This window comes from Ligilactobacillus hohenheimensis, from assembly GCF_947381805.1.
Taxonomy (GTDB): Bacteria; Bacillota; Bacilli; order Lactobacillales; family Lactobacillaceae; genus Ligilactobacillus; species Ligilactobacillus hohenheimensis.
In genome coordinates this window covers 156,124-177,492 of sequence record NZ_CANCXC010000001.1, presented here as the reverse complement: position 1 = coordinate 177,492, position 21,369 = coordinate 156,124, and the positions used below count along the sequence as shown (strand labels likewise).

At 51.8% G+C, this 21,369-nt stretch carries 19 protein-coding genes, 1 other RNA gene and 1 other annotated feature; of the genes, 5 read left to right on the top strand and 15 right to left on the bottom strand.

The window, feature by feature from the left end; all coding sequences use genetic code 11:
• Positions 1 to 29 precede the first annotated feature (29 nt).
• The 4 genes from QOR60_RS00930 to QOR60_RS00915 all read right to left on the bottom strand — a co-directional run bounded on the left by QOR60_RS00930 (position 30) and on the right by QOR60_RS00915 (position 7,271).
• Positions 30 to 2,690, bottom strand: a complete 2,661-nt coding sequence (locus QOR60_RS00930) for a valine--tRNA ligase (RefSeq protein WP_283581484.1) — start codon at positions 2,688 to 2,690, stop codon at positions 30 to 32.
• A 40-nt stretch (positions 2,691 to 2,730) separates the two neighbouring features.
• Positions 2,731 to 2,935 (bottom strand) — a binding site (T-box leader).
• Between the two features lie 42 nt (positions 2,936 to 2,977).
• Positions 2,978 to 4,195 (bottom strand): tRNA uracil 4-sulfurtransferase ThiI, encoded by a 1,218-nt coding sequence (gene thiI / locus QOR60_RS00925; RefSeq protein ID WP_283581483.1) that lies wholly within the window; start codon positions 4,193 to 4,195, stop codon positions 2,978 to 2,980.
• Between the two features lie 9 nt (positions 4,196 to 4,204).
• Complete coding sequence (locus tag QOR60_RS00920) at positions 4,205 to 5,353, bottom strand: cysteine desulfurase family protein (protein WP_283581482.1); 1,149 nt, start codon at positions 5,351 to 5,353, stop codon at positions 4,205 to 4,207.
• A 145-nt stretch (positions 5,354 to 5,498) separates the two neighbouring features.
• Entirely contained in the window at positions 5,499 to 7,271 is a 1,773-nt protein-coding gene (locus tag QOR60_RS00915; RefSeq protein ID WP_283581481.1) for a septation ring formation regulator EzrA, read from the bottom strand.
• Between the two features lie 330 nt (positions 7,272 to 7,601).
• Here QOR60_RS00915 and rpsD point away from each other — a divergent pair, with 330 nt between their 5' ends.
• Positions 7,602 to 8,210, top strand: a complete 609-nt coding sequence (rpsD, locus tag QOR60_RS00910; protein WP_283581480.1) for a 30S ribosomal protein S4 — start codon at positions 7,602 to 7,604, stop codon at positions 8,208 to 8,210.
• Between the two features lie 71 nt (positions 8,211 to 8,281).
• On the opposite strand, the gene QOR60_RS00905 is transcribed toward rpsD, so the two are convergent.
• Positions 8,282 to 8,548, bottom strand: coding sequence for a hypothetical protein (locus tag QOR60_RS00905; RefSeq protein ID WP_283581479.1), 267 nt, complete (start codon positions 8,546 to 8,548; stop codon positions 8,282 to 8,284).
• Between the two features lie 45 nt (positions 8,549 to 8,593).
• Positions 8,594 to 10,486, bottom strand: a complete 1,893-nt coding sequence (locus tag QOR60_RS00900; RefSeq protein WP_283581478.1) for a hypothetical protein — start codon at positions 10,484 to 10,486, stop codon at positions 8,594 to 8,596.
• A 116-nt stretch (positions 10,487 to 10,602) separates the two neighbouring features.
• Between QOR60_RS00900 and QOR60_RS00895 the strand changes: the two genes are divergently transcribed.
• The 4 genes from QOR60_RS00895 (at position 10,603) to QOR60_RS00880 (ending at position 13,060) form a co-directional block, all read left to right on the top strand.
• Positions 10,603 to 11,880 (top strand): replication-associated recombination protein A, encoded by a 1,278-nt coding sequence (locus tag QOR60_RS00895; RefSeq protein ID WP_283581477.1) that lies wholly within the window; start codon positions 10,603 to 10,605, stop codon positions 11,878 to 11,880.
• Positions 11,881 to 11,918: 38 nt separating this feature from the next.
• Positions 11,919 to 12,103, top strand: a non-coding RNA gene (ssrS, locus tag QOR60_RS00890) — 6S RNA.
• A gap of 58 nt (positions 12,104 to 12,161) precedes the next feature.
• Positions 12,162 to 12,452, top strand: a complete 291-nt coding sequence (locus QOR60_RS00885; protein WP_283581476.1) for a hypothetical protein — start codon at positions 12,162 to 12,164, stop codon at positions 12,450 to 12,452.
• 83 nt (positions 12,453 to 12,535) lie between these two features.
• A complete protein-coding gene (locus tag QOR60_RS00880) occupies positions 12,536 to 13,060 on the top strand; it encodes a universal stress protein (RefSeq protein ID WP_283581995.1) in 525 nt (174 codons plus the stop codon).
• A 103-nt stretch (positions 13,061 to 13,163) separates the two neighbouring features.
• Here the strand turns inward: QOR60_RS00880 and QOR60_RS00875 are convergent, their stop codons facing one another.
• The 9 genes from QOR60_RS00875 to QOR60_RS00835 form a co-directional block, all read right to left on the bottom strand.
• The gene (locus QOR60_RS00875) at positions 13,164 to 13,709 is read right to left on the bottom strand and encodes a DNA-3-methyladenine glycosylase I (protein WP_283581475.1); all 546 of its coding nucleotides are present in this window, start codon (positions 13,707 to 13,709) and stop codon (positions 13,164 to 13,166) included.
• A gap of 32 nt (positions 13,710 to 13,741) precedes the next feature.
• On the bottom strand, positions 13,742 to 15,283 hold the full coding sequence (locus tag QOR60_RS00870; RefSeq protein WP_283581474.1) for a glycerophosphodiester phosphodiesterase family protein: 1,542 nt from the start codon (positions 15,281 to 15,283) through the stop codon (positions 13,742 to 13,744).
• 99 nt (positions 15,284 to 15,382) lie between these two features.
• Positions 15,383 to 16,516: a D-alanine--D-alanine ligase family protein gene (locus QOR60_RS00865; protein WP_283581473.1), complete on the bottom strand. Its 1,134-nt coding sequence runs from the start codon at positions 16,514 to 16,516 to the stop codon at positions 15,383 to 15,385.
• A 134-nt stretch (positions 16,517 to 16,650) separates the two neighbouring features.
• On the bottom strand, positions 16,651 to 17,844 hold the full coding sequence (locus QOR60_RS00860; protein ID WP_283581472.1) for an FtsW/RodA/SpoVE family cell cycle protein: 1,194 nt from the start codon (positions 17,842 to 17,844) through the stop codon (positions 16,651 to 16,653).
• A gap of 16 nt (positions 17,845 to 17,860) precedes the next feature.
• The gene (locus tag QOR60_RS00855) at positions 17,861 to 18,079 is read right to left on the bottom strand and encodes a DUF2969 domain-containing protein (RefSeq protein ID WP_283581471.1); all 219 of its coding nucleotides are present in this window, start codon (positions 18,077 to 18,079) and stop codon (positions 17,861 to 17,863) included.
• Positions 18,054 to 18,389, bottom strand: a complete 336-nt coding sequence (gene yidD / locus QOR60_RS00850; RefSeq protein WP_283581470.1) for a membrane protein insertion efficiency factor YidD — start codon at positions 18,387 to 18,389, stop codon at positions 18,054 to 18,056. The genes QOR60_RS00855 and yidD overlap by 26 nt, the downstream gene beginning before the upstream one ends.
• Complete coding sequence (gene mreB / locus QOR60_RS00845) at positions 18,386 to 19,435, bottom strand: rod shape-determining protein (RefSeq protein ID WP_283581469.1); 1,050 nt, start codon at positions 19,433 to 19,435, stop codon at positions 18,386 to 18,388. Before mreB ends, yidD begins: the two co-directional genes overlap by 4 nt.
• Before the next feature lie 181 nt (positions 19,436 to 19,616).
• Positions 19,617 to 20,918 (bottom strand): UDP-N-acetylglucosamine 1-carboxyvinyltransferase, encoded by a 1,302-nt coding sequence (gene murA / locus QOR60_RS00840; RefSeq protein WP_283581468.1) that lies wholly within the window; start codon positions 20,916 to 20,918, stop codon positions 19,617 to 19,619.
• A 32-nt stretch (positions 20,919 to 20,950) separates the two neighbouring features.
• On the bottom strand, positions 20,951 to 21,181 hold the full coding sequence (locus tag QOR60_RS00835) for a DUF1146 family protein (protein WP_283581467.1): 231 nt from the start codon (positions 21,179 to 21,181) through the stop codon (positions 20,951 to 20,953).
• Between the last annotated feature and the right edge of the window lie 188 nt (positions 21,182 to 21,369).

Sequence of the window (21,369 nt, the reverse complement as noted above, 5' to 3'; positions counted from 1 at the left end):
CGAAAGTCGGCCACCTTCAGTAATTAAATTTACTTTGCCGCACTCAATTCGGCAATCCGCGCCTTGGTAGCAGTCAGTTTTTCTTGATAGTCCGCTAACTTTGTCCGCTCCTTATCAACAACCTCTGCTGGTGCGTTCGCAACAAAGCGCTCGTTTCCAAGTTTCTTTTGTGCGCGGGAAACCTCCGCCTCAAGCTTATCAGCGTCCTTCTTTAACCGCGCAATCTCATCATCAAGGTTAATCAATTCGGCAAGTGGTAGTGAAACTTCCCCACCCGAAATTGCCTTGGTAACGGCTAACTGAGGTGCCTGGACGTCTGAGCCAATTGTTAATTCCTTTGCGTGACAGAACGCGGTAATGTAGTTCGCGTTCGCCGTTAAAATTGACTCAACCTGCTTGTCGGTCGTTTTAACCAGGACGTCAACGGCACTCGACATCGGCGCGTTCACCTCCGTCCGGATATTCCGCACCGCCTTAATCAAGCCAATCAGCGCATCCATTTGCCGTTCTGCATCCGCATCAAGCTGGTCTTCATGAACCGTCGGATAAGCGGCCGTCACAATGGACTTCCCGTCATGCGGCATCGTCAACCAGATTTTCTCCGTGACAAACGGCGTAATCGGGTGCATTAACCGTAAGATTTGATCCAGAACGTGGCATAAAATATGCTGCACAACCTGCTTGCGGTGGGCGTCCGTCCCGTTCAAATCCCGCTTTGTAAATTCGATGTACCAGTCACAGAAATCATTCCAAATGAAGTTGTACAGGGCCCGGTCGGCTTCCCCAAATTCATACTCATCAAAGAAATGGAGCACCCGCTTCGTTGTCTGGTTTAACCGGCTGATAATCCACCGGTCGGCTAATTGCCAGTCGGCCTTATCCGGCAGTTCGGCGGTGGTATCGTCATCCAGGTTCATGATGACGTACCGGCTGGCGTTCCAAATCTTGTTGATGAAGTTCCAGGCCGCGTCCATCTTCTGGTAGGAGAACCGGATATCCTGACCAGCAGTTGTCCCAAACGTCAGGAACCACCGCAGCGCATCAGTCCCGTACTTATCAATCACGTCCATCGGGTCGATTCCGTTCCCCAGCGACTTACTCATCTTTCGCCCCTGTTCGTCCCGAATCAGTCCGTGTAAAATAACGTCCTTAAACGGCCGCTTTCCGGTAAATTCGAGGCTTTGGAAGATCATCCGGGAGACCCAGAAGAAGATAATATCGTATCCGGTTACCAGGGTACTCGTTGGGAAGTACCGTTTGTAATCAGGACTGTCCGTATCCGGCCACCCCATCGTCGTGAACGGCCAGAGAGCACTTGAGAACCATGTATCCAAAACATCGGGATCCTGTTCCCAGTTTTCAATATCTTCTGGCGCTTCTTCCCCAACGTACACCTCACCGGTTTCCTTGTGATACCATGCTGGAATCTGATGTCCCCACCACAGCTGCCGGGAAATAACCCAGTCGTGGACGTTTTCCATCCACTGCTTAAACGTGTGCTCAAACCGTTCCGGGACGAAGTTAACCTTATCAGGCCCTTCCTGGTTCTTTAAGGCGGCTTCTGCGAGTGGCTTCATCTTTACAAACCACTGCGTTGACAGCCGCGCTTCCACCTGCACGCCGGTCCGTTCCGAGTGTCCCACGCTGTGGACGATTGGTTCGACCTTTAGGAGATAACCCTGGTCTTCCAGATCCTTCACAATCGCCTTCCGGGCCTCAAAGCGGTCCATGCCTTCATACTTTCCGGCATTGGCGTTCATCGTAGCGTCCTCGTTCATCGTGTTAATCCGCTTGAGGTTGTGCCGGTTTCCAACTTCAAAGTCGTTCGGGTCATGGGCCGGCGTAATCTTCACCATTCCGGTCCCAAACTCAGGATCAACGTACTGGTCCGCAATGATTGGGATATGCCGTCCCTGAAGTGGAAGGACAACTTCCTTACCAACAAGTTCCTTGTAGCGGTCGTCATCCGGGTTAACAGCAACGGCAACGTCCCCCATCATCGTTTCTGGCCGGGTCGTTGCGATTTCGATGTAGTTCTTGCCGTTAAACGTTGTTTCATCAACAAACGGGTACTTAACGTGGTAGAAGGCGCCCTTATCATCCTTATGGATTACTTCGATGTCTGATAACGCCGTCCGCGCCTTCGGATCCCAGTTAATAATGTACTCACCGCGGTAGATGAGCCCCTTCTTGTAAAGGGTGACAAAGACTTTCCGAACTGCCTTTGACAGCCCTTCGTCCAGGGTAAACCGTTCCCGGTCATAGTCCACGGAAATCCCCATCTTGGCCCATTGCCGGTGGATGGTTGCGGCGTACTCGTCCTTCCATTCCCAGACCTTCTTAACAAACTCTTCCCGACCAAGGTCGTACCGGGAGATCCCGTCTTCGGCTAACCGGGCTTCCACCTTCGCCTGAGTAGCAATCCCCGCGTGGTCCATTCCCGGAACCCACAGCGTATCGTACCCCTGCATCCGCTTTAACCGGATTAAAATATCTTGCAGCGTCGTGTCCCAGGCATGCCCCAAATGAAGCTTCCCGGTAACGTTCGGCGGTGGAATTACGATTGAATAAGGTTTTGCATCCGGATCGCCGCTTGGCTTAAAAACCCCGTCCTTAACCCACTGGTCGTACCGCCCTGGTTCGACGTCTTGCGGGTTATACTTGGGTGCCATGTCAATTTCCCGTGTCATTCTCATCATCCTTTCTAAAAAAACAAAGCGCAGTCATCCAACATAGGACGACTGCGCCGTGGTACCACCTAAATTGGGGAACATCCCCCACTTTAATCATTCATTAACGGTTGATTATTCCGGTTGGACCTACTAATTCAGTCCAACAGCTTCCAAGCTACACGGTTGCTTTCCGGGGAACATCACACCAGCCGTTCCTCGCTGAGCCGGAAAACCAGCAACCGCCTCTTGGTCATTGCTTTTCTTTATTACCCTAATATTCTAGCGGAATTCCCCTAATTGTCAAGCTACAATAGGTCGGCAAACTCTTCCTGCTGCTGGTTGAGGAACTGTTCGCCCACGTGAATGGTACTGATTTTTACTCCCGCAAGAGCGCGTTCAATCAGCCCATCCACGTCAAGCCGTTGTTCGTATTCCCGCGCCCGGTCAATCCGGGGCTTGGTCTTCGGGGCTGGCGGAGCAAAGATCGTGCAGCAGTCTTCAAATGGTTGAATTGAGAGGTCAAACGTCCCAATCTTCTGGGCTAATTCGATAATCTCAGTCTTATCCATTGAAACCACCGGCCGAATTACGGGCATCGTCGTTACGTCATTAATCGCCGCCATGCTTTCAAGCGTTTGGGAAGCCACCTGGCCCAGCGCTTCCCCGTTAAAAATGGCTAGCCCGTGCCGCTGTTCGGCAATCCTTTCCGTCAACCGGAGCATAAACCGCCGCTGTACGGTCATCAGGTAACCAGATGGGAGATCGTGCTTAATCGTCTCCTGAATCTCAGTAAACGGGACTTCAATAAACTTAATTGTCCCGGTATACGGCGTTAACTTCGCCGTCAGTTCCTTGGCCTTGTTGAGCGCCTGTTCGCTGGTGTACGGCGGGCTGAAGAAGTGAACCATTTCAACCTCTACGCCCCGTTTCATCGCAAGGTAGGCCGCAACCGGCGAGTCAATCCCGCCAGAAAGCATCATCATGCCCTTCCCGGCAGTCCCCACCGGCATCCCACCGGCAGCCTTCACCTTTCCTAATGAAAGGTAAATTCCGTCAATGCGGACTTCCACCCGGACAAGAATGTCCGGTTCCTTCATCCGCACCTTAATTCCGGGAACTGCTTCAAGGATGGCGCCCCCCAGCAAATCATTCATCTGGTTGGTGTCGTACTTAAACTTATGGTCGGCGCGCCGGGTATTCACCTTAAACGTCATCCCGAGTTCAAACCGTTCCTTGACTAGTTCAATCGCCGCTTTTTTGGCAGCCGCGAGTTCCTTTTCAACCCGCACGGTTGGCGAGTAATTTTGAATCCCAAAAATCCGATCAAGCCGGGCGGTTACGGCCTTTGAATCCGTCCCGTTGAGCTTAATGTGCATCCGATCCCGGTGAGCCTTGATTTCAAGCTGCGGAAAGTCCCGCAGTGCTTGCCGGGTATTATGGGCTAACCGGTCGATAAAACTCTGCCGGTTCTTCCCCTTTGTTGAAAGTTCTCCGTACCGCACCATAATTTCGGTGTACTGCATAGCATCCTCCTATGAATTAATCATCTTAAACTGCTCATAAAGCCGGTCAAAAACCGTGTTAAACTCGTGCGCTTCTTCAAGCGTATTCGCTCCGTCTAAGCTAATCCGCACAACCCCGGTTGCTAGTTCCGGCGCCACCCCCATCGCGCTCAGGGTTCCCGAACCAGCGCCGTCCTTAGAAGAACAAGCACTCGTCGTTGATAGGTAGATTCCTTCATGCTCAAAGGCGTGCACCACGGTTTCGCCGCGCACCCCTTCAATCGCAAACGTGAGGATGTGCGGGGCGAACGCCGGTCCCATCCCGGAAAAGACGTGCACCTTTTCCTTAGAACTAATGTGATCAAAAATAACCTGCCGGACCCGTTGTTCCTGTTGAACATTTTCGTCTTCGTGTTCGAGGAGCAGGCGCATTGCACGGGCCATCCCAACGATTGCCGGCAGGTTTTCGGTGCTACTCCGCTGGTTCTTTTCCTGACCGCCCCCGGTAATCAGGGGTTCCAGCTTGCGGCCACTCTTTTTGTATACAAACCCCACTCCCCGGGGAGCGTGAAACTTATGTCCCGAAAAGCTAACAAAGTCAACCCGGTCATTCATAAAGAGGGATTGGACTCCCTTGCCAAGGGCCTGCACCGCGTCCACATGAAAATGAACTTTTGGGTAAGCCCGCAAAACATCGGCCAGTTCATCAATTGGCTCGATTGCGCCCACCTCATTATTAACGGCCATTACCGAAACAAGAATTGTATCCGGCTGTAACGCCGCTTTCAGGTCGGCCGGGCGCACCCTCCCTTGGTGGTCAACCGGGAGGTACGTCACCTCAAACCCCAGTCGCTCCAGTTGCGCCATCGTACTTAACACGGCAGGATGTTCAACACTGGAAGTAATCAGGTGTTTGCCGTGCATGTATTTTGCCATGGCAGTCCCCTTAATCACCCAGTTATCGCCTTCAGAGCCCCCACTCGTAAAGAAAATCTCGTGGTCGGCAACGCCAAGCAGAGATGCAACCTGGTGCCGGGCTTGTTCGAGCAGGTTATGGGCCTGGGTCCCAAGGGCGTTGAGTGACGAGGGGTTACCCCAGACCTGCTGACTGACCTTGTCGTACGTTGCTAACACTTCCGGTGCAACCTTCGTTGTCGCACTGTTATCAAAATAAATCATGGCTACTCCTTTCGTTGAATTTATTTACGGTAAACCGCTATCTTATAACGTGGAAATCACGCTCTATTCTATCACAGCGAGCGCCGGGTTAACAAAAGAGGCCGGGAGTAATATCCCAACCTCTCTGCTAAGCTGCCATTATCTGCTATTCATGTACTTTCTTTTCGTCCGGTTCATCATCAGTAGCCATCGTTAACTGAACATCCGGGATCTGGTACTCAACCCGGTTTGTCCGCCGGTATTCGTCTAAGAGCTGTTCGTAAATCCCCGGCGCAACGTTGCCGAGCGCCGTTGCAATGGTATCCAATGCCCGTGCGTAATCATACTGCTGTTCAAACTGGGCAGTTGCCTTCTCGTACGCCTGAGCCACGGCCTCGTTTTGGTTCCGGTACCGGTTAGCGTACTGAAGCAGTTGCTCTGTCAGGATTGAACTCTCAATAATCTTCTTAGTTTTATTTCCCAGAACGGTTAAATCAGCCGCAGTGTCCTGAAGCATGTTACTAATCTGGTCCATGTTGATCTGGAGCCGGTTAAGGGAATGATCCAACTGCTCAATCTTGTCGCTTACATTAAAGAAGAAGTTCAGGTACTCGTCCTTTAGTCCCGGAAGATTAAGCCGTTCGACATCGCGCCGCATGTTGTGAATTTGCACGTCAAACGCTGAGACCGCCTGCTGCGCAACCTTCTCTTCATCCCACAGGTGCGTAACCCCGTCACGAATTGCTTTCTGGCGCCGTTCAATTACCGTTAGCTGATCCTTCATCCGTTCCTGCTTCTTTTGAACCGCACTGTATAGCACCGGACCGTTGCTGGACTGTTTCAATGATTCATCATAGTCCTTCTGGATTGCCTTGAGCTTCTTATCAAGCTCCTGGGCGTTTTCCTGCTCGCCGTGCGTTAGTTCGTAGTTTTGCCGGATCCGGTCAAGTTCAATTAACAGGTCATGCTCCTGCTTAACAGCGTGCGCAATAAACTCGCTTAAAGTCTTTTGCTGTTTTTCAACGTGCTGCCGGGCCTGGTATTCCTGTTCAAGAAGATCATAGGCATGGTCAATCGCCTTGCTGAGTTTCTTGTCATACCCCTCAACGTTCGTAATGTTGAGCTTCTTTAAATCGGTTAGACTATCCCGTCGGTTATCCCGAATTTCCTTTAACAACTGTGGAAAATCGCTACTAAACGCGTAGTTGTTTGCAGTAAAGTTACTGAAGTTTTCTTCAATTTCATCCAACTGTTCCGGAAAAGCATGCGCAAGGTTCTCCTGAAGCGGTGGGATCTTTTCCATTAGCTCCTCCAGGGAAGCCATCTTCTTCCGTAGTTCGGCCAAGGTTTTACCGGAAGTAACCAGGTCCCCACTCGTTGAAACGGCGGTAAAATCGTCAAACTCCTTTTCTGCGTCAGCCAGCCGGTCTTCAAGGGGCTTGGCGGCGTCACCATACTCGGCATTGTCAGCAAGCAATACCTTGTGCATTTCCTTAAATTTTGCCCGAAGTTGCTCAATTGCCTTCGCGTGTTCGTCAGCACTTTGCTGAATTTCCGTTAGTTGCTCCTTAATTGCACGAATTTTATTGATGGCAGTATTCGACTGTTGCTCGTAATTATGCATTTCATTCCGGGTTTTGACAAACTGGTACTGTGCATTGTACTGCTTAGCCTGCTCAATACTATCGGTTAACTCAGGAATAACTTTCGTTTTGAGTTCCCTGTAGTCCTGATCGAGCTTTTCAAACTCGGTAAGACTCTCCCCCGTTAGGTTAAGCCGATCAATTGCCGCTAATTCCTTATCGAGATTAACCTCTTCGACCTGCTGCAGGTTTCCCTTGTCCCGCGCAATTCGATCGGCGTAGGATTGCTGGAAATATAAGATTCCCAGGTAAATACCCACGGCGATAATGATAATTGCCACGAAGAATAATGCCATTACGATCCCGTCCTTTTCATCACATTTAATTAATTACCACTAATAATTACAAATTTCCGGTAAAAATCCAGCTTTAATTATACCATATTCACTTCTTTTTTTACGCATAAAGCCCCAATTAATCACCTTGATTTCATCGCCTATTCTTGGTAGACTGGAGTTTGTGTAAAATAATGCAGCAGTGGACGGTAAGCACGTCCCCAGTTCGTTGCTGGAAACAGTATTGCAAGTAACCCGGCTGCAAGGGTGAACGGTCAAAACGAACTGCACGAATACTAAGTCCACATTCGTTATTTTACTCCAAAAAATTTTTATTGGAGGAACTACCTTATGTCACGTTACACAGGTCCAAGTTGGAAAGTTTCACGGCGCCTAGGGATTTCCCTTTCAGGAACCGGGAAAGAATTATCACGGCGGCCATACGCCCCGGGGCAGCACGGTCAAAACAACCGGCGGAAGCTGTCAGAATACGGCATGCAGCTGCAGGAAAAGCAGAAGCTGCGGATGATGTACGGCTTAACCGAGCGGCAGTTCGCTAACCTCTTCAAGAAGGCTGGCAAAATCCGCGAAGGGAAGCACGGTGACAACTTCATGATCCTGCTTGAACGGCGGCTTGACAACGTTGTTTACCGGCTGGGATTAGCAACTACCCGGCGGCAGGCACGGCAGCTCGTAAACCACGGCCACATTACGGTTGATGGCAAGCGGGTTGACATCCCGTCATACGAAGTTCAGCCAGGACAGGTAATCTCCTTACGTGAGCGGTCAAAGAACCTGCAGATCGTTAAGGATGCCCTTGAAGCAGTTGTTGGCCGGGCACCGTTCGTTACGTTCGACGAGAACAAGATGGAAGGTTCCCTGGTACGGCTTCCAGAGCGGGACGAACTTGACATGGACATCGACGAATCACTCGTTGTTGAATACTACAACAAGCTGTAATTCGGATTCGATTACAAAAACAGGAATGCGTTATCTCGCGCATTCCTGTTTTTTTGTAGTCTGAAAGCCCCCTACTTAACTCCGATAAATAGGCGGTGACTCCGGGGAAACTCTACATTCATCTGCTTATCAAGAAGTGCCAGCACCTTTTGCTGGTTTAACCCCTTCTTGTTAAGCTTGGCATAGCCGTTCTCCCGAAAAACAAACGCCCCGTTATTTGCGATAATTTCAATTCGCCGGTCCCGTTTCCACGTTGTCAACGTAATGTGAAAACTCTTACTGGTTCGCACGCGTTTGGTAATCATCATCTTTGCCGTTGTTCGCGTTGTTTCCTTCATTGCTTCTCATCCCTTCTCCCACTAATTGTACGCTTCCACTTCGGGTTAGTGCGACGATTTTGCCTTGTCCAAAATCGTCAACACCCGCCCCGCGATGTCCTGGGGCGTCTGCTGGAGAAGAACCCGTTCGTGCATCCCGTACTGGGGTGTTGCGTGGATCCCCAAAAAGGCAAACTGGCCCGGCTTTTGCGCGTACGGCTGATAAATATTCGGGATAATCACGTCCACCCCACCATCATGCAATCCCACCGCGTTTAACGCTCGCACAATTACCTGCTGGTAGGATTCATCCACACTGGTGCCCGCCTCGAGGGCCTGAAAACCCGTCCCGTTGGTTGCATCAAACCGGAGAAAAACCTGAGTCCCCCGGGACGGAATACTCGTCGGTCCTAGTCCTTGCCGGGTCAACGTCTCCCGTTCAAGCTTCCCTAGGTGCAGCGGTACCCGGTCAGGATACCGTTGATTAGTAACCTTCACCAGTTCCTGAATGGTGCGCCGGCCATCCCCCACCACGTTTGCGGGAATGCGTTCAACTAGGCTACAAATGTGATCGTTGACGACCAACGCCCGGTAACACGAGCCGGGCAAAACCTCTTCAACGTACGCCGCGTGGCCCGTTGTAAGGATCCGGTTGACAGCCGTAATAAATTCATCCTGCCGGGGCGCCAGCCGGAAGACGGTGGTATTCATTACCGTTGTTTCGGCTGCCTTGATGGCCAGTGCCCGCCCCTGAACGTAGGGGTACAATTCCTGCGCAGCATGGCGGTCAGCAACCACCCACCCGTTTAAAACCGGAATGGCTTGGCGAGCCACCAGTCGTTTGATGATCTCCTTATCCGCACTTAAAGTAACGCCCACCGCCTGGTCGTTATGGGTAATCACCCCGTTTTTCACCAGCTGGCCGTTGACCCGCAGGAGCCCAGCGGAGGCGTCAATGACCTGCCAATCCGCACCTTGCCGGAGGGCTGCACCAACCAATGCTTGCGAGTTGCTGTCAAGCGTCACGGCCAAATCGTCCGCCTGTTGTTGCAGCTGGATCCCGACTTCTACGGACCACTCATTATTACCCACGGATTCATCCGTTGCTAATAATTGGTGGCACACCCCCTGCCAGTCAACCAACCCGTACTTGGTAGCAAACTGTTCGATGGCTGACCACAGGCGCATCCCCTGCTCAGAAGAGGCCGGGGTTGCCTGTGCTTTCCGGGCAGCTTTCTCCCATTCATTTGGCGGAACCCCTGGCGTAAGTAAAACGTAACCCGCCACCATCGCCATGGTCCGCAGCATCATCGGGGCCACCATCTCCGGGCGTGCAGGGGTCAGTTTCCATCCTGGTAACTCCAGACAACTGATTCCCTGCTTTTGCGCAGCCCCCCGTAAAATAACCGGCACCTTTCCGGGAACTGCACTCTGAACATACCGCTTAGGCGTACGGTAATCTGGCAACTGCCAGTCTTCCTGTCCCTGACCCCACTGCTGAGCCAGCGCCGTCCGGTGAAGCGCAAAGCCCTGGGCAAGTTTCATATAAATTTGGTCCCGGAACACCGCGTAATCTAGGTCCATGGACTGGAAGCCGCGTTCGTATAGTTCCGTTAAAAAGGCCTCCGGTAGCATTAACCGGACGGTCATTTCGCCGGTTTTTTCTTCGTGATTGGGTAAGAGCAGCAGTTTTTGCTGGGCCAACTCCTGCTGTAAAAGGGCCGTTTGGCGTCTAACCGCAGTAATTCCAGCGTCAATTCCAATTGCCGGGTACGTAACCGCCGTCATCTTGGACCCGTTCACCCGGAGCGTCTCCCCGGAAACAAACGGGTTCCCCTCAACCGGATTACCCGCGCGGTCACAAACAACTAGCTGGCGTTGAACCTGCCACCGTATGTTTTTTAACGCCATTAACAGGCCGTTATCAATTATTTGTTTCCCGATTTCATCCAGTGCCACGTGCCATTCCTCCCGGGGTGTTATTGCAGTTATTATACCATTTACCCTTTGCGGTGAATCGCCAAAAGAATGTGCTATTCTTAAGGGGAAGTTAATCGGATTGGAGGAATCATCCCATGAAACCATTGGCATACCGGATGCGGCCGACTTCGCTTGACCAGGTCGTCGGGCAACAGCACCTCGTTGGCCCCGGGAAAATTCTCAACCGGATGGTCAAGGCAAAGATGCTCTCGTCAATGATCCTGTACGGCCCGCCAGGAACGGGAAAAACAAGCATTGCCAGCGCCCTTGCCGGGACAACAAAGTATGCTTTCCGGAAACTCAATGCCGTAACCGATTCAAAAAAGGCCCTCGAACAGGTTGTCGCCGAGGCTAAAATGAGCGGGACGGTCATTTTAATGCTTGACGAAATTCACCGGCTAACTAAACCCAAGCAGGATTTCCTACTGCCCCACCTCGAAAACGGGCAAATCATCCTTATTGGGGCAACGACGGAGAACCCGTACATCACCATTAACCCCGCCATCCGGAGTCGGGTACAAATTTTTGAGGTCAAACCCCTGACGACCACTGACATTGCTACGGCCCTTGACCGGGCATTGTCTGATAAGGAAAACGGACTCGGCAACTACCAAATTAACCTCGACCCTGCCGCCCGTGAGCTCCTAATCACGGCCACCCACGGGGACCTGCGGAGCGTCTTAAACGCCCTTGAACTCGGGGTTAAATCAACCACCCCGGCGGCTGATGGAACCATCCACCTTACCCTCGCAGTCATGCAGGAATGCCTCCAACATAAGGGCTTAGTGGCTGATAAGGACGGGGATGCCCACTATGACGTGCTTTCCGCCTTTCAAAAATCAATTCGCGGATCGGATCCGGACGCTGCCATCCACTACCTTGCACGGCTGGTTGACGCCGGCGATCTTCCCAGCATCGAACGCCGGCTCGCAGTTATTGCATACGAAGATATCGGGTTGGCCAACCCCGCAGCAGCAGCCCACACCATTGCAGCAATTCAGGCGGCCGAACAGGTCGGTCTCCCCGAAGCCCGCATTCCGCTTGCCGATGCGGTGATTGAACTGGCCCTTTCACCCAAGTCAAATAGCGGCATCACCGCCATTGACGCGGCGCTGAAAGATATTCATGCTGGTCATGCCGGCAACGTTCCGGACCACCTCCGGGACAGCCATTACCAGGGAGCCGAGCAATTAGGCCGCGGGGTAACGTATAAGTATCCGCACGATTACCCGCACGACTGGGTTAACCAGGATTATCTGCCGGCAACCCTGAAAAACCGGGAATACTATCATCCTAAAGAAAACGGGCGGTACGAACAGGCGCTGGCGACCCAACTTCGGCGACTCAGGACTGCCCGTAAACGTTCCCATTAATTGGGTTGTACGGTAAGAATAAACATGGTATTATTACGTTGTTTCTGAGGTGTACGCATTGTCCTTTAATGTAAGGTTGACCGAACACTTTTATCATATGGAACCCGGAGCTCTGGTCGGATGACAAGCCGGTTGTCCGGACGCCAGAAGGCAGATTATGGGTCCATCCTGCTTTAACGCGGGTTCAACTACGTGGACGATTAACGGCACTACCGGATTGGGAGGTTGCGCTTGCGCAGACCTCTCTTCTTTTTACACCATTAATGAATGGAGGGTCTTCATTGACCGGAATAGTTAAGCTCTTATTAGTTCTCCTTGCAATCATCGTTCTGCTTCTTGGAGGGTACGTTCTCACCCACCGCAACCGGCAGCTCCTTGTTCTTCACCCTGAAAATAACCGCGGGCTCCGGATTCTCCTTACGGTGTGGGGTATTCTCCTGGTTATTTTAGCGGGGGCGACCTTCGCAGTTATTTTTACCACTAGTAAACTCCTTGTAGCCGTGATGCTCGTCCTTGATGCCCTCGGAGTAACGGGCCTTTCCGTTATTGGGTGGGCATATACAACGAAATAAATTGATTAACGTGGTGAAACCCTTTCATTTTTGGAACCGATAACGTAGAATAAAGGTGTAAAGATGATGAAAGGGTGATTCCAATGTTACAAAACTACAAGAATATTTTAGTTCCCGTTGACGGATCGTACGAAGCTGAATTGGCCTTTAAGAAGGCGGTCGCGGTTGCCAAGCGGAACGGCGACGGAACGCGGATTCACCTCGTCCATGTCGTTGACACACGGGCATTTCAGAACATCTCTAGTTTCGACACGGCAATGGTTGAGCAGGTTACCGATACCGCTAAACAGACCATGCAGGAATACATTGAAGATGCCAAAAAGAGCGGGTTTAGCAACATCGACTACTCCGTTGAATACGGCGCTCCGAAGGCGGTAATCGCTAAGGAGCTTCCGGAAGACGAAAACATCGACCTCATTATCATCGGGGCTACTGGGTTAAACGCGGTAGAGCGGCTCTTGATTGGGTCGGTAACGGAGCACGTCACCCGGACAGCGCCGTGTGACGTGCTCGTTGTCCGGACGGATACCAACAACCACTTCACCACGGAAGCGGAACGGCGGAAGATCCAACGGGAACGGGAAGCTGCAAATAAGGGTGCATTTTAACCAGTAATTAGCTTATGAATAAGAGTAAAACGTCAGCGTGATGCGCTGGCGTTTTATTATTACTGGACCGTGACGCCTTCATTCGCCACGTTTCCACCCATCTTCAATTTCTTGCAGGACACCCCACCAGGTGATCGTTTACGATGCCCACTGCCTGCATGAACGAATAACAAACGACCGGTCCGACAAACACAAAGCCTGCCCGCTTTAGTCGGTGAGCCAGGGCTTTTGCAGTGGCCGGCGCTTGCGGCACCTCATCACTTGTTTGCCAGTGGTTCACCACCGGGGGCTTATGCTGCCATACGAATTCATCAAACGACACGTTATTTTCATGAAGTTTAACGATGGCCCGCGCATTCTGCACCACTGCCGTGATTTTTCTCCGGTTACGGATAATCCGGGCATCGCCAACTAGCCTGTCAATCGTGTCCTCGTTATACCGGGCGACCTGTGCAACCTTAAACTGCGCAAACGCCTCCCGGAACGCTTCGCGCCGTTGTAAAATTAACGTCCACCGTAACCCAGCCTGAAAAATTTCCAGGCTCAGCATTTCAAATAACCGGTCATCATCATGAACGGGCCGGCCCCATTCGTGGTCGTGGTACTCCCGCACCAGTTCATCAATTCCGGCCCATGAACATTCTGGCATTTCATCACCCCCTACCATGTAACTACGCTATTTTAATCGCATTCTTGCAACAGCACCTGCATCCGGGCAGTAATTCGGGTTGCCGGCGACCGTAAGTTCCGGATTACCCGCCGCACCATTTCGGGCCGATCAGTAATCACCCCATCGCACCCCGCCGCAATCAGTTGGGCAGCAACCCGCGACTGATCCACCGTCCACGCCCATACCGCAACGTGGCGGGCGTGTAAAACCCGCAGCGCAGTCGGCGTTAAGGTGTGATAATCAAGCGAACACTGCTGAATTTTTTCACGGGGAAAGCCGCACAGAGCAAACGGCAGGATTAACGCCCGTTTGATGTGTGGAGCGCGCTGGGCCAGCGCCGTAATCACCCCACCATCAAGTGAGTGAAACTGTGACCCCGCCGGTAACTGGGGCTGATAATCCCGGAGAAAGTCCCGGACAACCGCCCGCGCGTGGGGGGCCGGCTTAATCTCAATTAAAAGGGGCTGGTGCGCTCTGCGGGCCGCTTGAATGTACGCTCCCACGCTATCTAAACGGCTTGTTTTCCCGTTATCGGTTACCCTGATGCGCTGAGCCTGGGCCAGGGAAAGGCTCCGAATCGCAACCCGTTTCCCGTGTACGGTAACGGCCGGATCGTGATTCACGACAAACCGGTGATCACGGGTTTCCTGGACATCGCACTCACTTAGGGCTGGGTGCACCCGCCGGCTCGTCGTTACCAGTGCCTGAAGCGAGTTCGGACGCCCGGCATTCCAACTCATTCCCTTATGCGCAACCACTGTGACGGAGGCTGGCAGTGGTTGCTTCATAATCCGGAAAGTCTGCAAACCAATTTCTCCCCAGCCAACCACCGTGAATGCTAAGCAAAACCAGAGTAAACCATTCCCCGGCGTTGGGGCTTCGGGTGCGCCGGTCAGCCGCTTCCCCCCATAAACCCGGAAAAGCCAACGCATCCACGCCCAAAACATCCCTAAGACAATTAATTGGCTGCAAAGCACCAGTAGCGTTGCCGCCGCGGCGTTTGCCGGAAACACCTGGTGGATTAGCACCGCGCCCTGAAAGACGACCTGCTTGGCAATCAGAAAAACGATCCCGCTTCCCGCCATTGTTCCTAACTGGCGCCAGTACCTCCCCCGGCTTTGCTGCCAGGCCGTCCGAAACGGGTGGTCGGTTCCCCGAACGGCAATGAAAAAGGCGGGAACTAACCGCACCATTCCCAGCCACCAGCAAACATACAACCCGCCGCCAATCAGGCCGACTTCCCGCCGGTGGAGGACTACCCAGGTAACCACTTGCCCGGGCAAAACTAAGTGCGCACACCACGCCAGTAGGAGCCGGACACCCCCAAACGGTAAGAACCACAGTGCAAGGAGCACCCAGGTGCCAATCATGCGCACATAGTCCTGAAAGGAAAGGCGCATTTTGGGCGCCAACATCAGGGCGATAATCATGGGTGTCCCGATAATTACCAGAAGAATCCCCCACCCTGTTTGCTTCATTAAAAATAGCAGTCCCGGAAAGGCGCCCCATCCCAGAACAATCCGCAACAACCCTGTTTTCTGCCGTTCATCCACCTGATTAGTACTCTCCCATCTCAAATTCCAGTCTAATTATAAAAACGGTGACTGTGTCATTCACAATCACCGTTTCATCATCACTTAACTGCTTTTATTTTACTCCCTGTAAATCTTCTTGCCAACGTGCTCCTCACCCAACTTAATGAAGTCGTAGTGGAGCTTAGCATTATCGTTGTACTCATCAATGGCCAGTTGAATTAACCGGTCAATTAAATCGTTGTACTTGATCCCAGAGACTTCCCACAGCTGCGGGTACAGGGAAATGTTCGTAAACCCTGGTAACGTGTTTGGTTCGCCAAGGTACGGGACGTTGTTTTCATCAACCAGGAAGTCCATCCGGGCCATTCCCCGGTTGCCGAGCACCTTAAAGGCCTGCAATGCCATTTCCTGGATTTCCTTTGCCAGGTCAGCGGGCAAATCAACCGGCATGGTAAACGTTACCCCAGAAGCATCAACGAACTTATTATTGTAGTCGTAGAACGCATCGTCCGCCGGAACGGTGACCGCCCCAAGCTTAGAAGCCTGCGGGTGCTGGTTTCCTAGAACGGAACATTCCACTTCCCGCGGGTTCTTAATGCACTCTTCAATCAGCACCTTGTAGTCGTACTGGAGTGCATCCTCAACCGCCGCGTTAAAGTCCGCTTCGTTGTCAATCCGGTGAATTCCCACCGAGGATCCCTGCCGGGCCGGCTTAACAAACAGCATCTTCCCCAGCTTTTGGCTGCACTTAGCATACGTGAGTTCGTCCTTGTTCTCCGGCGTAACCACCACATACTTGGTGTTACGAATCCCGTGGTAGGTTAACATCTGCTTGGTAAGGTCCTTATCAAAGGAAATGGCAGACGATGCAATACCGCTCCCAATCCACGGTTTATCCAGCAGCCGGAAAAGCCCCTGAACCGTTCCGTCTTCACCCATGTTTCCGTGAATTACCGGGTAGAAGACGTCAATATCGTGGACCTCTGATAAGTTTTGAATATTAGCTAACGGATTGCTAAAGTCAACGTCCTTCGTCGCTTCGGCAACCACCGTATCCTCGTCAGCCCCGTTAAAGATTTTCATTGAATCTTCGTTTCCAAGTAAGAACCCGTCCTTGGTAAACATGAAGACCGACACGTCGTACTTATTCCGGTCAAGCGCATCGTAGATGTTATGGGCAGACCGCTTTGAAACGTCGTGCTCCGACGAGTTTCCGCCAAAAAGCAATGCAATGTGTAATTTTTTTGTCATGGCATTTTCCCCTATAAATTTAGTTTAACCGTTCTTTCCAACGACCCATTTTACCATGCGGAAACGACGGGAAACAACTATCTTCCCTCGACAAAAAAGGAACTGCAACTTTCGCCACAGCCCCCCTTATTCTACTAATCAAACGTTGTCCGGCTACTAAACATGTAGCTCTTGTAGTGGTACCGCATTGATAATACCATTCCAATTCCTAACATGTTTCCAATCAGGGACGAGCCTCCCTGACTGACAAACGGGAGTGGAATCCCGGTCAACGGAAGGAGCCCAATGCTCATCCCGATGTTTTCAAACACGTGGAACAGAATCATCATCACAACCCCGGTTGAAATGTAGGCGTAAAACTCGTTCTTAGTGTCAAAAGTCACCTGCAGAATTTGGAAAATCAGCAACAGGTAAATGAAGATCAGGACACATCCGCCGATAAAGCCAAAGTTTTCTCCGATCACCGAGAAAATCATATCTGATTCCCGCACAGGAACATAGACGGTAGAAACGTCAAAGCCCTTTCCAAAAATCTGGCCGGACCCAATCGCCTTCATGCTCTGCCATAGCTGATAACTATTCCCGGTTGACCCGGCTGCCGGGTGCAACCACGCATCAATCCGCTGGAACTGGTAATTCTGGAAGCCCAGGTGCAGGAGAATCCCCCGGCCGTAGGTTACCAACAAAATTGCCGTAATCCCCAGGGCCGCCACCACCGCAACCACCGGAACAATAATACGCCAGCTAATCCCCGAAACAAGCACCATCCCGAAGAAGATAGCGGCAAACACAAGCGTCGTCCCAAAGTCATTTTGCAGGTGGAGTAACACGATAATCGGGAGGGTCCACAGGAACATCTTTCCGATTAGCCGCCAGTCGCTCTCAATCGTATGTTGCGGGTAAACCGAGTTATGCTTGGCAATTACCCGCCCGAGCATCAGAATATAGGCCGGCTTCATCACTTCTGAAGGTTGGAACGTTAACGGTCCTAAGGCAAACCAGCTCTTCGCCCCGGTCTTAAGTGCGTACGCCCGGCTGTAAAAAACTAGCAGAAGAACAAGGAGGGCAATCCCCACCCCGTACGCAATGGGCGCAATTTTCCAAAGCTGCTCGGCATCAAAGCGCATCACAACAATCACGAGCAAAATTCCAATAATATACCATACTGCTTGGGAAACCAGCGCGTGCAACACACTCGTTATACTCGTATCGTGCTTAACCGCCACGTAAAGGGCCGTCATCCCAATCACCGCTAACAGGAGGACGGAAAGGATGATTCCCCAGTCAACCCGGGCTTCGTTTTCCCGCCGTAACTGCTGTTGTTTCACGTTAACCGCCCCCTCACTAATTATGGAGATGGTATTCCCGAATTAGGAAATCAACCGCCTCATCTTCGCTTGGCAACTTAAACTGCCGCCCATCAGGAAGCTCCGCTTGAAACGCCCCACCAACGGGTAAGACCCGGCCAATAACGTTCTTTCCAACAACGTATTCCGTTAATAACGTCCCGTGGTCCATCTTTTCGTTCGCAATAATCTCAATGTTTCTTTCCTTGCGTGCCACTATAATCCTCACTTTCTTCATTCTTAGGTGGTTGCATCATATACTGGTCCAAGTCGGATAAATCCAGGTGGGCGTCCCGGTTCCGCCGAAGCGAAAAATGATCCGGAACGGGATCATACCCGGGACGACAAAGGGGATTGCACCGAAGCAACCGCGCAACCCCCATCAACCCGCCACGGAGAACGCCAAACCGTTCAACCGCATTTATCATATAGGTCGAACACGTCGGATAGTACCGGCATGCTGGCGGTAGAGCGGGCGAAACGTAGCGCTGGTAAAACCGCAACGCTGCTAAGAGAATCCGTTTCATTCCTTGGACTCAACCTCGTTTTCAGGGGCCGCCGTCTTTCTGGCAAGCAACTTACTTGTCCCCACCGCAACATCATCCAACGGCGTTTCCGCAACGGTTACTGGTACCCGCAATTCGGTTGCAAACAACTCGGCAATCCCGTCAAACTGGGCGCCACCACCGGTCAGGGTAATCCCCGATTCAATAATGTCCCCTACAAGTTCAGGGGGAGTGTGCGCAATTACCTTCTTGGCGGCCGCAATGATTTCTCCCATCGTTTCGTGAATGGCAGCCTCAACATCATTTGAAGTTAACGTAATGGTCCGGGGCATTCCATCAACGGTATCGCTTCCCCGCACCTGTAATTCATCGTTCCGGTGGTCCTTAATAACCGTCCCAATTTCGACCTTAGCCTGCTCAGCCGACCGTTCCCCGATTAAGAGGTTATCGTGCTGCTTAACGTACGCGGCAATATCGGCGTTAAACGTATCGCCCGCCTTCCGGAGCGATGCGCTCGTTACAATTCCGCCAAGTGATAACACGGCAATATCACTTGAACCCCCACCAATATCGATAATCATACTACCGTGGGGCTTAAAAATATCCAACCCTGCGCCAATCGCAGCCGCCTTGGGTTCCTTTTCCAAAAAGACCTGGCCACCGCCGGATTTTTCTGCCGCCTGAATCAGTGCCTTCTGCTCAACGTCAGTCGTATCAGTTGGGCAACAAATCATAATATTCGGCCGTGTCAAAAAGCCCTTCACGTTCATTTTTTTAATGAAGTGCGCTAACATCGCTTCGGCCATATCAAAATCGGCGATGACACCGCCCTTTAACGGCCGAATTGCACGAATATTTTCGGGTGTCCGTCCGACCATCGCGGCCGCTTCATTCCCAACCGCAACAACCTTATGCTCATCGTCAGTAACGGCAACGACGGCCGGTTCATCGACAACAATTCCTTCCCCCTGAACGTTAATCAGAACGTTGGCCGTTCCCAAATCAACGCCAATATTCTTCGTAGTTGTTGCCCGTTTCCCAAACAAAAACTTCCGTGTAGCAGCCATGCTACTAACCCCCTCGTCATCTGGTGGTTCCACCACCCATGTCTTCCCGATTATACCATAATCACGGGTGTTTCTCCGGTCATTCACGGGGATTTTCTAATTTCGTTTTTTCAAAATAAAAACAGGAAACCTCGCCCGTAAACATTCACGTAACGGTCCCCGTTTCCTGCTTGTTACTATCCTACTTTGACTCGGCCTTTACCCGGACGCTCCCCGGAGTAATGTCATCAACCCGCTTGATTTCAGCACCGAGCGCCGCTAATTTTTGGTGGAAGTGGTAGTATCCCCGGTCGAGGTATTCCAAGTGCGTCACCTGCGTAATCCCGTCGGCGACAAGGCCAGCAATTACCAGCGCTGCCCCCGCCCGTAAGTCGGTTGCGGCAACCTCAGCCCCACTAAACTTGGTTGGGCCGTACAGCACCACGGTGTCACCCTCCACCTTGAAGTTGGCGTTCATCCGCCGCAGTTCTTCCAGGTGCATAAACCGGTTTTCAAACACCGTTTCCGTCAATACGCTCGTCCCGTGAGCAGCCAACTGCAACACCGTCATCTGCGGTTGCATATCCGTCGGAAAGCCCGGATGCGGTAACGTCTTCACCTCGACAGGTTTAAGCTCTTTAGGCCCAACAACCCGGATTCCCTCTGGGCTAACCGTCACCTGTGCGCCCATTTCCCGGAGCTTTGAAATCAACGGTTTATTATGTTCAGCTACCGCATCCTTAACCAGAACGTCGCCGTGCGTAATCGCCGCCGCCGTCATGAAGGTGCCCGCTTCAATCCGGTCCTGCATTACCTGGTACGTGGTGCCGTGAAGGTGGTCCACCCCAACAATTTTAAGGGTGTCCGTTCCAGCCCCCACAACCCGGGCGCCCATCTTATTAAGAGCGTTTGCTAGGTCAACGATTTCCGGCTCCTGCGCAACGTTTTGGATCACCGTTGTTCCTTCGGCTAAGACCGCAGCCATCATGATGTTCTGCGTCGCCCCCACACTCGGAAAGTCCAGGTAAATCCGCGCACCCTTGAGGTGATCAGCGTGGGCTTCAATGTAGCCATCGTGCTGTTCAATTGTCGCCCCAAGTGCCCGTAATCCCTTCAAGTGAAGGTCAACCGGCCGCGATCCGATTGCACACCCTCCCGGCATCGCAACCTTGGCCCGTCCTAACCGGGCAAGAAGTGGACCCAACACAACAACGGATGCCCGCATCTTTGACACGTACTTAAACGGTGCTTCGTATGATAAATCCCCCGTCGCATCAAGGGTAATCGTGTTTTCCTGTTCCTCGAAACCAACTTGAACGTTAAGGAACCGAATGACGTTGTTCATCGTGTACACGTCTGCCAAAATCGGGACGTTTGTTAACACGGTCCGCCCTTCCGTCGGTAAAATTGCCGCCGCTAAAATTGGTAAAACCGCATTTTTTGCTCCTTCGATGGCAACCGTTCCTTGTAGCCGTTGCCCGCCACGCACAATAATCTTCTCCATTGAAATGGTCCTCTCATAAACTTTTTTTCATTCTATAACAGGTAACCAAGGTTACGAACATTGGTAATAAAGCTAAGGAAAAACTGACTACACGTAAAACCGAGCGCAACCGCCCCTAAAACAACGAGTAGCCGAACCGCCCACTGCTGCTCAGGGGGGAAGAACCGGTCAAGTCGTAATCCCTGAAGCATATAAAACGCCACTGCAATAAACGTAAAGTGACTTACTAGGGTTAAGAGCGCCATCATGCCGTATAGTCTCATCGTTTCCCTCCACAAACAAATTCGTTCTCATCATAGCATAAAAAACGTTACTAAAATGTAATCGCTACGTAATTTTAATTCTTTTACCATTGACGGCTCATAAAAGGAAAACAGCGCAACGCTTTAGTCCGAAAAATAAAAAAACAACACCGGCAGTTTCCACCACCGATGCTGCTTCCCGCTTCCTA